The sequence below is a fragment of the Pseudomonas sp. R151218B TE3479 genome, from assembly GCF_053629195.1.
In genome coordinates this window covers 4,845,365-4,859,875 of record NZ_JBRJHV010000001.1, presented here as the reverse complement: position 1 = coordinate 4,859,875, position 14,511 = coordinate 4,845,365, and the positions used below count along the sequence as shown (strand labels likewise).

Genomic DNA, 14,511 nt, shown 5'->3' with positions numbered 1-14,511 from the left:
AGGGCAGCGGTCGGTTGTGTAGGACTCGTCTGTAATGTATTCAACTCAATACAAGACGACATACTAGGTACAAATGAGAGGGATTATCAATACTATTTATTTAATTTTTTTTTTGGATTAGACTCCGCTCCGCTGGCGCCAAACAGCCTTCGGCCAGCTCAAAAAACCAAAAATATCTGTCGCAGGGGAGCGGGGCGTGAATTTCAAAAAGAACACAATTGCGTTGGCTGTAGGGTCGGCCATAGGCTTGAGCAACGGCGCTTGGGCGGCTGAAGAAGCCGGCAAGATGGAGATCGCTCCAATCACCGTGACCGGTGAAAAGATCGACCGTACCCTCGAAAAGACCCAGTCCAGCGTCGTGGTCGTCACCGACAAGAATCTGCGTGAGCACGGCGACAAGGACCTGGTGGATGTGTTTGCCCGCACGCCAGGCATCTATAGCCAGGCCGGCAATGAGAACTGGGGTATCCGTGGCGTGCCGGTGTCCGGTTTTGACGATCAGGGCCCGGCGGCTCTCAACGGTGCGGTATCGGTATATGTCGACGGTGCCGTGCAGCCCAACCGTGCACTGACCCTCAGCCCGGTCCCGCTCTGGGATGCCGAACAGGTCGAGGTTTTCCTTGGCCCGCAATCCACCACTCAGGGCCGTAACTCCCTGGCCGGCGCGGTGGTTATCCAGACCAAGAACCCAACCTTCGAACCGAGCTTCTCGGCGCAGACCAACGTAGGCAACTACGGTGAGCGCGGCGCGGCCGTGGCGGGTGGCGGGGCTATCGTGGATGACAAGATCGCCGGGCGTATCGCCGTGGATTACGGCGAAGGTGACGGCTACATCCGCAACACCACGCTCAATGACGACGCCAACCCGCGTCGCACCAGCAACGTCCGCGGCAAATTGCTGATCCTGCCTAACGATGACACCGATGTCCTCTTGACCTACGCCCACAGCGAACACCGCCAGGGCGACCGTTCGACCATGCGCGTCAACGGCAAACCGAGCTATTACGACATCGCGTCCAACACCAAGGCCTTCGACAACCTCAAGCAGGACACTCTCAGCGCCAAGGTGGACTATCGCTTGAACGATGCCTGGTCGCTGACAAGCATGACCGCCAACACCAGCACGGACTACAGTAACCGTCTGGACTTCGACCAGACTGCCGTGGACAACCAGGTGGTTTTGCGTAAGCAGGACGGTAACCTGTTCAGTCAGGAGCTGCGTCTGAATTACACCTCGGATACGGTGAAGAGTTTCGTGGGTGCGTACTATGGCCACAACTCCAACGACTTTCACGACCGGTTGTTGTTCGACGACGCGCTGTTCGGTACCGTCAAGGGCGATACCACCATCGAGAACAAGGCCGTGTTCGGTGAAGTCAACTGGACCTTCGCACCGCGCTGGACGTTGATCACCGGCCTGCGGTACGACCACGAAACGAACGACACCGACGTCAAGCAGGACGACTTCTCCGAATCGGCCAAAGTCAGCAAGTCGTTTGATGCGGTGCTGCCGAAGCTTGGCATCGACTATGAACTGGCCACCGACCAATACCTCGGTTTCATGGTGCAGAAAGGCTACCGCGGTGGTGGCGTCAACTTGCGCTCCGGCAGTGGTCACCAATCCTATGATCCGGAATACACCACCAACTACGAACTGTCCTATCGCGGTACGTTCTTCGACAAGACTCTGCGTACCCGCGCCAACCTGTACTACACGGACTGGAAAGACCAGCAGGTCAGCGTGCGGCAGAACGGTAGCTCAGTCATTGATGTCTTCAACGCCGGTCGCAGTGACATCAAGGGCCTGGAAGTCTTCGTAGAAAAGGACATCACTGAACAGTTGACCCTGAATGTCGGTGGCGCCGTTACCGATAGCAAATACAAGGACTTCGTCACGGGCAGCGGCCAGGACATGAGCGGTGAGTCGTTCCTTTACTCGCCCAAGTACAAGGTGTCCGTGGGCGGTGTCTATCGCTTCGACGACCGTCTGATATTCGGCACGGACGTTACCTACCAGAGCACCGCGCCTTCGGAATATGAGTTCGATGCCAGCGGCAAGGTCACCGGTGAGCGCCGTAGCGACAACTACGTGCTGGTGAACTTCAACACCGAGTACAAAGTCACCAAGAACGTCGCGGTTTCCGCTTACGTGAAGAACGCGTTCGACAAAGAGTACGTCACCAATAACCGCAGCGACGACATCATCGACGTCGGCGCACCGCGTACGGTGGGGATGATTCTGCGTTACGACATGTAAACCCAAGGGCGCGGGGAGGCAATCTCCCCGCGCCTGCTCCAACGTTTCGGATGTTTGTTTCCAGGCTGTTCGTTCCCTTCCAAACCCAGCCTCCATGGAGGAAATCATGAGTGCTTTTTCGAATGTCACAGCAGGTGGCGCGCAACAGCTACGCCTGTTGCACACCGGTCTGTCGAGCCCTTACTGCCTCGATTCGACGCCGCTGCTGGAGCGTCAGCAACAGCAGGAATCCAACGCCCGCAGTTACCCGCGACGCATTCCCCTGGTACTTGAAAGGGCCCATGGCATTTATGTGCAGGACAGCCGGGGGCAAGTGTTCGTCGATTGCCTGGCCGGTGCCGGAACCCTGGCGCTGGGGCACAACCATCCGGTGATCATCGAAGCCATCACCCAGGTCATGGCGGCCGGTGTGCCGATGCATACCCTGGACCTCATGACACCTGTGAAGGACGCATTCGTCCAGGAAATTTTCGCTTGCCTGCCCAGCGAGTTCGCTCGTCACGCACGCATCCAGTTCTGCGGCCCGAGTGGGGCCGATGCGGTCGAGGCCGCGCTCAAGCTGACCCGCACCGCCACCGGGCGACACTCGGTCCTGGCGTTCGAAGGGGCCTACCACGGAATGACCCTGGGCACGCTGGCTATCAGCGGCAACCTGTCGCCCAAAAATGCCCTCGGCGCCTTGATGCCAGGGGTACAGCGCCTGCCGTTCCCCCACGATTATCGTTGCCCGTTCGGGGTGGCCGGCGATCAGGCGGTGACCTTGAACGTGCGCTACCTTGAACACTTGCTCAACGACCCGGAAAGTGGGGTGACCGCACCCGCGGCGATGATCCTGGAGCCAATCCAGGGCGAGGGCGGGGTGATTGCCGCGCCGGACCGTTGGCTGCAGGAACTGCGCCGGTTGACCCAGGCCCACGGTATTCCGCTGATTGTCGACGAGATCCAGTGCGGCATTGCCCGCAGCGGGCGGATGTTCGGCTTCGAGCAATCGGGCATCACGCCGGATGTCATCACCCTGTCCAAAGCCATTGGCGGCGGGTTGCCGCTGTCGGTGATGGTTTACCACGAGTCACTGGACGTCTGGCAGCCGGGTGCTCACGCCGGCACGTTCCGCGGCAATCAGTTGGCGATGGCGGCGGGTACCGCGACTTTGCGTTTCATCCGCGATCAAGGCTTGGTCCAGCACGCCGAAACGGTGGGGGCTCACCTGCAAAAACAATTGCAGGCACTGCAAAACGAGTTCAACTGGATCGGCGATGTGCGTGGACGTGGCCTGATGCTCGGCATGGAAATCGTCGACCCGCAGGGCACCCCCGATGTACAGGGGCATCCGCCGGTGGACACGGCCCGGGCCAAGACTTTCCAGCAGGCGTGCCTGAAGCACGGATTGATCGTTGAACTGGGCGGCCGCCACGGCGCGACCGTCCGCTTCCTGCCGCCGTTGATCATCACCGAGCAGGAAATCGATTTTGTCGGGAAAATCCTGTTCCAGGCTGCGAGCGCGATCAACGAGCGTCCCGCACGCTGATCATCGCGTCAGGGCCAGCGTCCGGCTAGGACGCTGGCCTCGGTCCAACGGGCACTCAGTAGTCCCAATAGGCCGCTACCCAACGAAAGGCGTCACCGTCGACCGCCACCCGGCCAACGGAGGGGAACGGCAGGTGCGTGGCGACCAGCAGCTCACCGGACGCTGCCGCTTCTTGCATCAGGCGGACCCGAACGCGGACCGATTCTTCCGGGTCATGTTCAAAGCCGTTGTGCCAGTCGGGGTGGTCGAAGGCGACCGGAAACAAGGCATCGCCGGCGAACGTCAAGCGCTCCTCGCCGCAGGTCACGTGGACCACGCTGTGCCCTGGCGTATGGCCGCCGGTGCGCTTGACGACCACGCCTGGGGCGACCTCGTAGGCTTGCTCGAAGGTGCGCAGCTTGTCGTGGTACTCGTGCATGAATTGCTCGGCGGTGGCGCGCAGCACGTCCGGTACCGGCGAGGGCATGGAGGTGAGGGAGAAATCCGGCGCCGCCCAGAACGCCACCTCGGTCGCGGCCACATGGATCCGCAGGTCGGGGCGCAGCCGATGCTTCACCTCATCGACCAGCAGCCCGCCAATATGGTCCATGTGCATGTGGGTAATCACCACGTCGGTCACCGACGCCAGATCGATACCGGCGGCGGCCAGGCGCTTGGGAAACTGCCCGGCCCGCGGGAAACCGGGGAACTGGCCGCCGAGCCCGGCATCGACCAGTATGGTCTGCTCGCCGCTACGTACCACCAGCACGTTCAACGCCCAATCGAAGGCGTCCGGGCCCAGGAACATGTCCTTGAACCAGGCCGCGCGGACGGCTGGGTCGGCATTGGTGGACATCGTTGCGGTCGGCAGGGGCAACACCCCATCGCTGACCACCAGTACGTCAATCTCGCCAATCTTCAGCGCATAACGCGAAGGGACCAACTCCTCGTACGAGGTAGCGTGCAAGCTCATGTTTGAATCCGGATGCATTCCATCCTTTGCTGCAGGGGCGTTCAAATGCGTGGTCATGGTCGTTCTCCGAAGGCTTGGCTCAAGGTCTTAGGCGAAAGCCATCTCTCTCGGCATTGAGAAAGTGGGTGTCGCTGGAGAATGAGTCTGCATCGCGCCGGACCGCGTTCGATACCATACGTGGGTATGTTGCGCAGGCGCTTTAGCGTGATCGACCCCAGCAAAAGGTATGGCTTTCAGTGAGCCGGGGAGACGACGGCACAGGCGCCATTGTTGCAACCGACCCACCGCTTTGGCGAGCAAGCTCGCTCCCACAGGGATTTGGGTGTTCATGAGCGTTGTCTTCAACGCAGGGCCTTTGTGGGAGCGAGCTTGCTCGCGATGGCGGCGGCACAGTCAATATCGATTCAAGCTCACCCACCGCTTTCGCGAGCAAGCTCGCTCCCACAGGGGATCTGGGTGTTCATGAGCATTGTCTTCAACGCAGGGCCCTTGTGGGAGCGAGCTTGCTCGCGATGGCGGCGACACAGTCAACATCGATTCAAGCTGACCCACCGCTTTCGCGAGCAAGCTCGCTCCCACAGCGGATCTGGGTGTTCATGAGCGTTGTCTTCAACGCAGGGCCTTTGTGGGAGCGAGCTTGCTCGCGATGGCGGCGGCACAGTCAATATCGATTCAAGCTCACCCACCGCTTTCGCGAGCAAGCCCGCTCCCACAGGAAAGTCAGGGAACATGCTTAAGCAGGGTCATTCCAGCGCTTGAACCACCAGCGCAGCCGGGAGATCGGTTTGCCCTCGGCGTCCAGTGGGCGGCCGTCTTCGGCGTAGGCTTGGGCCGGTTCCAGCAGTTGGCCGTTGAGGTAGCGGGCTTCGACCGCCGGGCTGCCGTTGGGGTGCAGGCGGCGGTAACGGCCGTCGCGCACGCCGTCGCGATAGACCTCGGCTTCGGCCAGTTGCCCGTCGGGGAAGTAATTGTTGGCCTCACCGTGTAGCAACCCGAGGTGGTACGTGGCCTGGCGTTGCAAGCCGCCTTCGGCCGCGTAAAAGCTCGCCACACCCTGCAATTTTCCCTTTACGAACGGCAGGACCGCCGAGACCTTGCCATTGGGGTGATACAGGGTGCTGGTGCCCTGCAGTTCACCGTGGCTGTAGTTGAGTTTTGCTTGCGGGCGTTGGGCTTCTTCGATGTGCAGCGGGCCGTCGAGCCGGCCATCGACCAGTTGCCCGTCCAGCCGGCTGTCGCCACGTTCCAGGTCCAGTCTTTTTGTGGTCATCGCCGTGCTCCCGTCAGTTGACCTTCACCAGGCCACCCTTGATGGTCAGCATGCCGCCGCCGTCCACAGTCTGTTCGGCGGCCGCCTTGTTCACCAGGCTGATGCCGGCGTCGTTGGTCAGGGTGGTGCCAGCCTTGTTTTCCAATGACGTCCCGGCCTGATTGCTCAGGGCCGTGCCGGCTTTCTGGCTGATGGACGTGCTGGCCTGGGCCGCCAGGTCCGCACCGCTCTTGATGGCGAAGCTGCCGCCGCTTTGCAGGGTCAGGGTGCCGCTGACCTTGATGGTCAGGTTGCCGTCCACCGTCAAGTCATAGTTGCCGGTGACCTTGTGCGCGAAGTTGCCGCCGGTGCTGTGGGTCTGGTCCGAGCCCACGGTGACGGTACGGGTGTCCTTCACATCGAGGCTGTCGCTGCCGGTCTGGATGGTCACGCTGCGCTTGCCTTTCTCCAGGGTGACGGTTTCGTCGCCGTCCTTCACCGTGCGGGTGCGGGCGTTCTGCACCGTGAGGGTTTCGTCGTGGCCGACGGTGGCGGTGGTGTCGTTGAGCACGTTGATATTGAAGTCCTTTTGCGCCTGGAGAAACACTTCTTCGGCGTCCTTCTTGTCTTCGAAGCGCAACTCGTTGAACCCGCCACCGCCCTTGGACGAGTTAGTCTTGATTCCGGATTGGGTCTGGTTCGCCGGCAGCGCGTAGGGCAGGGCGTTATCGCCGTTATAGACACAACCGGTGACCAAGGGACGATCCGGGTCGCCGTCGATAAAGGTCACGATGACTTCCTGGCCGATGCGCGGCACGAACTGCATGCCAAAGCCTTTGCCGCTCCAGGGCAGGACCACGCGCACCCAGCAGGAGGAAGTCTCGTCGTTCATGCCGGTACGGTCCCAGGGGAACTGCAACTTGATCCGGCCATATTCATCGGTCCAGATCTCTTCGCCGGCCTTGCCCACCACCAGGGCCGTCTGAGTGTGCATGCGCGGTTTTGCGGTGACGCGGGCTGGTCGGTAGGCCGTGGCCTTGGGGATCGCTTCGAAGCGATTGCGGTAGCTGTCATGGCTGGCTTCATGGCTGACCGACGTCACCACCCAATCGATGTTCAACGTCGTATCTTCATGGCCGGCGAGGGTGAACCAATACCCCGGCACCAGCCAGCGGCAGTCGCTTTCGCCGACAAAACGTTTCTCCTGGCTGCGCAGGCCGTCCACTCGCTGTTTGGTCAGTGCATCGCCCTGGGCCTTGGCGGTATAGCCGCCCGGATGTTCGTACATCGAACTCGGCCCGGCCACGGCTTCTGCCTGGCTGAGGAGCGATGTGGTCGGCGTGGTGAATTCATAATCGGTGGCCTGGTAAACCCCGGCCACCGCCTGCAGGCACAGCTGCCCTGAGCGGATGCCGTGCAGTTCTCGCTCACCCATTTTCTGCCCGAGATAATTCACCGTCGGCCCATTGGGGATGGGCAAGAAGGCGTCGTTGCTGTCGGCCAGGACCAGCGTGTGCTTGCCGTCTTCATGGCTGAAGAACCAGAAAATCCCGTCTTCCTCCAGCAGGCGCGAGACGAAGGCCAGATCGGTTTCGCCGTATTGCACGCAATATTCACGTGGGGTATAGCTGCCGCTTAGCTTGAGCTGGAAGTCGGTGAAACTGTGGGCCTTGAAAATCGTGGTGACGATGTCCGACGTGGCGAGGTTCTGGAACACGCGGTTGTTGCTGGCCAGGCTCAGCCACCAGAGCCAGGGCCGGAGCAACAGCTGATAACGCTCGGCGGTGGCATCGGCCGGCAGTTGGCGAATCTCGGCCACCAGCCCATCCAGCGGGCGCAGCAAGGCGTCCTTGTGCAGCGTGGTGGTCACGTGGCTGGCGACGGCCGTGGTGAGGTCCAGCGAGGCGCCGTCGTTGATGCCGTTGAGAATGTGCGAGCCCAAGGCATTGAGGCGTTCTTCGCCGGACAGCGAGTCGGGGTACAGCGCCGCCAGCGAGCTGGCGGCGAGGGAGAGGGTGGTGTTGCTGTCGGTGGCGCGGGGCATCAAGCGTCCTCGGCAGGGCGTGGAAAACGACGACCGTTGTCGTTCAGCTCGTCACATCGAAAAGGATGGGACGGTGGTCGGGGCCGGACATATCGAACACCTGGGCGAGACCGGTGATGTCGACCGGCACGACCTTCACGTCCACCGATGCCAGTACCCAGTCGAGAATGCCGCCTTTGTTCTGGGTCTGCTGGCCGTTCCAACACTCATAGGCAAGCCCCGCCGTATCGAGTTGCCCTACGTTGTTATAATCCAGGTTCAGGTCACCTGTTGCGACCCATTTACCGCCCAGGGCGGTACAGGATTTGAGCTGGCTCTTGGTCACACCATTCTGGCCGGACTTGAAGTGTGCGAGGAATACGTAGCCCGTATACCCCTTCACGCCGTTGGCCTCCACTGCAATCAAATCCCTGTTCAGGGTAAACAGGCTGCCCTGGCTGATCACTTGTAACCGCTCAAAGCTTTTAACCATGACGATGTAGGCGTTCGAATAGCCGCCAGTAAAAGCATAAACACTGTAGTTCTTGTAAATGGCAGCCAGGTTCGAGCGGTAGTTGTCGATTTGCGCCGAATGTATTTCACACAAAAACACGATGTCCGCATCCCAGTAGTTACTGGAACAACAGTTGTAGAGAAAGATGTCCACCTGGGTTTGCTTTTCCAGGGTGGAAGACTTGCCGTTTTTTTCAACGTTGAAGCTAGCGATTCTCACGAGCCCTGCACTCCTTACTCCAACACCCACTCCGCCAATTTCCCTGTCACCTGTGTCATCAGCACATTCTCGACATCCCGTGCCCCCGCCGCGCTGCATTTGGCCAACACGGCCTTGACGATCCCGGCATCGAACTCGAACTGCTTGCCCGTCGCCGCCTTGTAGCGCCCGCGCAATTTCTCCAGTTTCGCCAGCACAATCCCTTCCAGCGTCGCTTCATCCAGCGGCCGGTACGCCACCACCGTCATGCGCGCCAAAAACGCCGGACGGAACGCTTGCAGCAGCACCTTGTGCAAGGCCTCGTTGAAGGCGTCGGTGCCCAGTTGCGCCACCGGCGTGTCCAGCAGCAGTTCGGCGCCGACGTTGCTGGTGGCGAGCATCACGGTGTTCTTGAAGTCCACCACCAGGCCGGTGCCGTCTTCCATGAGGCCTTTGTCGAAGACGTTGTAGAACGCCTCGAGCACATCCGGGTGGGCCTTTTCGATTTCATCCAGCAGCACCACCGAATAGGGTTTGCGCCGCACTGCTTCGGTGAGCACGCCACCGCTGCCGTAGCCGACGTAGCCGGGCGGGGCGCCTTTGAGTTGGCTGACGGTATGGGCTTCCTGGTACTCCGAGAGGTTGATGCTGATCAGGTTGCGTTCACCGCCGTACAAGGCATCGGCCAGGGCGTAGGCGGTTTCGGTCTTGCCCACGCCGGTGGGGCCCACCAGCAGGAACACCCCGACCGGTTTCTGCGGGTCGGTCAGGCCGGCGCGGTAGGCTTGCAGGCGCTGGGCGATGGTGTTCAGCGCCGTGCTTTGGCCCATGACTCGCTGGCCCATGCGCTGGCCGAGGGTGCGCACGGCGTGGGCTTCGTCGGCGAGCATCTTGCCGACCGGAATGCCGGTCCAGCCAGCGATCACCGCGGCGACGGTCTTGCTGTCCACCTGTTCGGGCACCAGCGGATCGTCTTGGCGAATGGCATCGAGGCCGGCTTCCAGGCGCAGCAGTTCGGCGGCCAGGTGGTCGATGCGGTTATCGATATCGGTGTCGGCTTTTTCACTGTCGGCCCGTTCGCTCAGGGCGAGCAGTTCGCGCCGAGTGTCGAGCAGTTCGCGCACGGCTTCGCGCTCTTCGCCCCAGCGGGTTTCCAGCTCACGGATGGCCTGCACATTGCTGGTCGATTCGCCCTCCAGCAGGGTGATGCGCTCGCGGTGATCCAGGCCGGTGGCCTGTTCGCGGCGCAGGCGTTCGACTTCATCCTTGAGGCTGTTCTGCCGGTGGCGCAGGCTTTCCAGCGGCGGCGGCACGTCGTGTTGGCCGAGGGCGACCCGGGCGCAGGCAGTGTCGAGCACGCTGATGGCTTTGTCCGGCAACTGCCGTCCGGAGATGTAGCGATGGGACAGCTTCACCGCTTCGTGGATGGCAGCGTCCAACACTTGCACGCCGTGGTGCTGTTCCAGTTTGCTCGCCACGCCGCGGAGCATTTCCACGGCGGTGAGTTCGTCCGGCTCTTCGACTTGCACCAACTGGAAGCGGCGGGCCAGGGCCGGGTCTTTCTCGAAATATTTTTTGTATTCCAGCCAGGTGGTGGCGGCCAGGGTGCGCAGTTCGCCCCGGGCCAGGGCCGGCTTGAGCAGATTGGCCGCATCGCTGCCACCTTCTGCACCGCCGGCGCCGATCAGTGTGTGGGCTTCGTCAATGAACAGAATGATCGGTTTTTCGGCGCTGCGTACCGCGTCGATCACGCCCTTGAGGCGTTGTTCGAATTCGCCCTTGACCCCGGCGCCGGCCTGTAACAGGCCCAGGTCGAGGACGCGCAGGGTGACTTCCTGCAACGATGGCGGCACATCCCCGGCGGCGATCCGCAGGGCCAGGCCTTCCACCACGGCGGTCTTGCCGACACCCGGCGCGCCCACCAGGATCGGATTGTTCTGCCGGCGCCTGAGCAGGATGTCGATGCACTGACGGATTTCGCCATCGCGGCCAACGACGGGGTCGATGCGACCGTTCCGGGCGTCGGCGGTCAGGTCCTGGGTGTACTGGTCCAGCACCGGGTCCTGTTTCTGTGGCGCCTCGCCGGGCTTGGCCGGGCGCACGCCAGCGACATGCTCACGGGAGCTTTCGGTCCATTCCAATAGATGGGCGCGCAGGGCGTCGCGGGGAATGCGCAGCAACGACGAGGCGCTGTTGAGCAGCAGGCTGCGGCGCTCATCACGGTCCAGCAATGCCAGCAGCAACAGCCCGGAGCGAATGCTGTCCAGGCCCAGCACGCTGGCCTGGACCACGGCGTCTTCCAACAGGCCGATGGTGTGTGCCGACAGGGCGGGCGTGCGGGTGCTGCCGGACTTGAACAGGTCCAGGGCCTTGTTGGTTTCCGCGGCCACTGCGTCACGTTCCAAGCCGAAACGCGGCAGCAGGCAGGCGAAGTCACCGCCCTCGATATCGAGCAACTCCAACAGCAGGTGTTCGATTTCCACGTAGTGGTGACTGCGCTGCATGCAGCGTTGTGCGGCTCGTTCCAGAGCGCGGCGGTTGTCCGGGTTGAGGCGTCCGATCAGGCTGGCCAGTTCCATTTCAGGCGATCTCCGGCTGACGAAGGCGGGTTTCGATCCGTAGCACGGCCAGGCTCGGCTGGCGTTGCAGGCCACCGTTCCAGTTCAGCCGTGGCGCTGCCTCGCGACCCAGTTGCAGCGGGCCGGCACCGCGAACCAGCAGCACCAGGGTGCAGTCCAGGTCGGGGCCGAAATACAGAGCGTAAAGGCTGGCGAGCAGCGGATGGGTGTCGCCGGTGGGCAGCAATCCGCTGGCCTGGGCCGTGCTCAGCGGGCCGAGGGTCAGGCGCACGCCGGCATGTTCGTCCCAGACCCGGGTGCCGGCCACCGCGTTGCGGCCCAGGCGCAGGTTGCGCCCGCCCGGTTGCAGGCGGCTGCGACTGGCCGGCGGGATTTCACGCCAGCCGCCTTCGTAGGCACTCAGTTCCACGGGCAAGCCGAACTGCTCGCGAACAATCGCCGCGAACCCGTCCAGGGAGCGCCGGCCATCGGCGTACAGCGCGGTGCAGGCCAGGACCGCCGAGTCGGGGGCGGCCTGGCGCTCCTGCAAGGCCTTGGGCAGCAGACCGGTCAACGCTCGCAGTTGCGCGTGTACGGCGGACGCGCCTGGGGCGGTGAAACCGAGGGCGATGCGATGTTTGCGCATCACCTTGTACAGCAGACTGAGCAAGCGATGCTGGAACAGGTCGAGGAATTGCGCCGGGGCGTGATCCTTCGCCCGCGCTCGCTGTTGCAGCCATTCCTGGTAGGCGTAGGGCAGCGGGCCGTCCGGGCCACCGAGGCCGAAGATCGGTGTGGTCAAGGTGGGCGGCAAGCCGGGTTCGTGGTCCAGGCTCTCGACTTCACTGGCGGCGAACAGCGGCGTCAAGGGCCCGCGCAGGCGCAAGGCCTCGGCGTGCGGCGCGGTGCCGCTGCCCAGGGGCTCGGCCTGGGGGTGTTCGCGTTCGAGCAACAACAGCGCCTGGAGCCATTCGAAGCGTTGCGGATCGCGTCGCAGTCGTTCGCTCAGGTTCAGAGCACCAGGGGTTTGCCGGCTTGGGGTTGCCATGTCTTCACCTCCTTGTCGGACTGGACCAGCACGGTGCGTACGAAGCGGTTGGCGGTGGCGTAAAGGGAAAAGAACTGCGCCAGCACACCGGAGAAGAGCACGGCGCTGCTGCCAACAAAGTGTTGCGGATCCAGTTGCAGGTGCACCTCCAGGCCGTTGCGCCAGCCACGCCAGGCATCTTCGCCGACATGGGCGATAACGCGCTCGCAGCCCAGTCCCGCGACCCCTTCGATCTGGCGGTGGGCGCTGGCCTCGTCCCGCAGGTTGTGCAATTGGAGAATCTCACGCAGTGCGTCCAGTGCCTGGGGGCCTTCGACCAATGACAGATGGTTGAGGGTCAATTGCGACACCAGCCGCCAGCGCGATTCACCGTCCAGGCGTGGCAGGCTTTGCGGGCTGGGTGGGTTGCGCAGGCGCGCCCAGGCCACCGGTCCCGGGCGCTCGAAACCCAGCGGCGTACCGGCCGGCAGGCTTTGGGCCAGGTGGCGGTTGGTGCACAGCAGTTCGGCGGTGAGGCTGTAGTCGCGGGTGTCGGCCAGCGGGTCGAACCGGGTGTCCACCAGGCTGACCATCAAGTCGGTGCCCAGCCGGTTCGGGCTCATGCCGCTGACCCGGCGCGCGTGCCAGTAGCAGGTTTGGTCGCTCCCATGCTGGCTGCCGTAATAGGCCGGCACTTTGCGCACGCCCTGGCCGGAGATGGCGCGCATGCCCCGGATGCTGTGGATCTCGACGCTGTTCTCCCGGTGACTGTCGGCCACCAAGCGGTACTCGCTACGGGTGCCATCCGGGCGCAGCGGCTCGGACGTGCGAGGGAACAGATTGATCACCGGCGTGCAACCGAGGGCGATGTCGCTGGCCTGGAGCGGCAGGCGACCGCTGGGCGCCCGGTCGAACACGATGTACAGGTACAAGGCCTGGCTGTCGCTGGTGGCGCCGGCCAGGGGCAGGTCGAAGAAACCGAATTTATCCGGGAAGGCAAAGTACTCGGCCAGCAGGCGCATGCCAGGGTGCACGCCGTCCTCGTCCGGTAGCAAGACTTGGTCGCTGGCGAAGCCGACGATCTGCGGCAAGCCGGCCAACGGCTCGGGCACGCTACCCGGCGCGCCGGCCAGGACCTTGATGGCGTGAGCGCCCAGCAAATCGTACAGCCCGGCGTTGATCATCGGTGACGCCGCCAGGTGCACCCGCAGCGAGTCGATCCCCAGTGTCGACCACTGGCTTTCCCCCAGGCATCGCAATTCCAGGCGCAAGGCCGAACGGGCCTGGACCACCCCGGTCAGCGCCTGGGTCTCATCGCTGCCCAACAGCAGCGCTTCGCTGACGTGGACTGGCCACAGATGGACGGCGGCCGTGGTGCGAAAGTGAATACTCTGGCCTGTGTCGGTGGTGACGAACAGCGGTGTGTCGCGGGGCAGCGGGTAGCCCTCGTTCAAGTTGCCTTTGCTCGGGTCGGGCTCGAACTGCACGATGGCGCACGACGGCAAGGGCCGCATGGCCAACGGGTAAAGCTGTTCGAGCAGGGCATTGCTGAATTCGGCGTAGTCGTCGTCCAGCCGCCGTTGCAAGCGCGCGGCCAGCAGGGCGAACCCTTCCAGAAGGCGCTCAACGTGGGGGTCGGGGCATTCACCGGGGGACAGTTCCAGGCGCCGTGCGACCTTGGGATAACGCTCGGCGAACAGGCTCCCGGCGTGACGTAACCAGGTCAGCTCGCGTTGGTAATAGTCCAGCAGTTGCGGATCAATCGAGTCGCTCATGGCGTACCTCCAGGCCGTCGCCGGCGGGCTCGATGACAAAAGCCACGGGCCATGCGTGCAGGTCGCCGCGCAGCTCGCCCGACAGCCGTATGCACAGTTGCTGCGGATGGCCTGGCACCGGGCAGACCTGCACCTCGCCCAGACGCAGGCGAGGTTCGAAGTGGTTGATGGCTTGGCGGATTTCCCGGGTCAGTTGGCGCCGGTCATCGCTGCGCTGCTGTTGCAGCGCGGTCCAGTCGGCGATGCCGTAGTCGAGGATGCTCGGTGGTTCGGTCAGCGCCCGTGGGCCGCGTCGGGTATTGAACAGGCGCGACAGTTCGGCATGCACCGAGTCTTGCAACGCCTGTCGATCGAATGCTCGCCCGGTGTCGTCCGCCGGGCTGGCCAGGCGTTCGAACAAGGGCGGGCGCAGCCCGAAGCCAGCCATGGG

General features: G+C 63.1%; 10 protein-coding genes. 2 read left to right on the top strand and 8 right to left on the bottom strand.

The window, feature by feature from the left end; translation table 11 throughout:
* Nucleotides 1–196: 196 nt before the first annotated feature.
* Together AB7M32_RS20795 and AB7M32_RS20790 are read left to right on the top strand one after the other, a co-directional pair.
* Entirely contained in the window at nt 197–2,257 is a 2,061-nt protein-coding gene (locus tag AB7M32_RS20795) for a TonB-dependent receptor (RefSeq protein WP_454251186.1), read from the top strand.
* Nucleotides 2,258–2,363: 106 nt separating this feature from the next.
* Nucleotides 2,364–3,785 (top strand): diaminobutyrate--2-oxoglutarate transaminase, encoded by a 1,422-nt coding sequence (locus AB7M32_RS20790; protein ID WP_454251185.1) that lies wholly within the window; start codon nt 2,364–2,366, stop codon nt 3,783–3,785.
* A 55-nt stretch (nt 3,786–3,840) separates the two neighbouring features.
* Here the strand turns inward: AB7M32_RS20790 and AB7M32_RS20785 are convergent, their stop codons facing one another.
* The 8 genes from AB7M32_RS20785 to tssE form a co-directional block, all read right to left on the bottom strand.
* Entirely contained in the window at nt 3,841–4,794 is a 954-nt protein-coding gene (locus AB7M32_RS20785) for an MBL fold metallo-hydrolase (protein WP_454251184.1), read from the bottom strand.
* A 676-nt stretch (nt 4,795–5,470) separates the two neighbouring features.
* Complete coding sequence (locus tag AB7M32_RS20780) at nt 5,471–6,007, bottom strand: toxin-antitoxin system YwqK family antitoxin (RefSeq protein ID WP_454251183.1); 537 nt, start codon at nt 6,005–6,007, stop codon at nt 5,471–5,473.
* 13 nt (nt 6,008–6,020) lie between these two features.
* On the bottom strand, nt 6,021–8,030 hold the full coding sequence (tssI, locus tag AB7M32_RS20775; RefSeq protein WP_454251182.1) for a type VI secretion system tip protein TssI/VgrG: 2,010 nt from the start codon (nt 8,028–8,030) through the stop codon (nt 6,021–6,023).
* 43 nt (nt 8,031–8,073) lie between these two features.
* Nucleotides 8,074–8,742, bottom strand: a complete 669-nt coding sequence (locus AB7M32_RS20770; protein ID WP_072404628.1) for an endonuclease/exonuclease/phosphatase family protein — start codon at nt 8,740–8,742, stop codon at nt 8,074–8,076.
* Between the two features lie 14 nt (nt 8,743–8,756).
* Entirely contained in the window at nt 8,757–11,300 is a 2,544-nt protein-coding gene (tssH, locus tag AB7M32_RS20765; RefSeq protein ID WP_454251181.1) for a type VI secretion system ATPase TssH, read from the bottom strand.
* Nucleotide 11,301: 1 nt separating this feature from the next.
* The gene (tssG, locus tag AB7M32_RS20760; protein WP_454251180.1) at nt 11,302–12,327 is read right to left on the bottom strand and encodes a type VI secretion system baseplate subunit TssG; all 1,026 of its coding nucleotides are present in this window, start codon (nt 12,325–12,327) and stop codon (nt 11,302–11,304) included.
* Nucleotides 12,291–14,081: a type VI secretion system baseplate subunit TssF gene (gene tssF, locus AB7M32_RS20755; RefSeq protein WP_454251179.1), complete on the bottom strand. Its 1,791-nt coding sequence runs from the start codon at nt 14,079–14,081 to the stop codon at nt 12,291–12,293. The genes tssG and tssF overlap by 37 nt, the downstream gene beginning before the upstream one ends.
* Nucleotides 14,065–14,508 carry a type VI secretion system baseplate subunit TssE gene (tssE, locus tag AB7M32_RS20750; protein WP_454251178.1) on the bottom strand — a complete coding sequence of 148 codons (444 nt, stop codon included), beginning with the start codon at nt 14,506–14,508 and terminating at the stop codon, nt 14,065–14,067. Before tssE ends, tssF begins: the two co-directional genes overlap by 17 nt.
* Between the last annotated feature and the right edge of the window lie 3 nt (nt 14,509–14,511).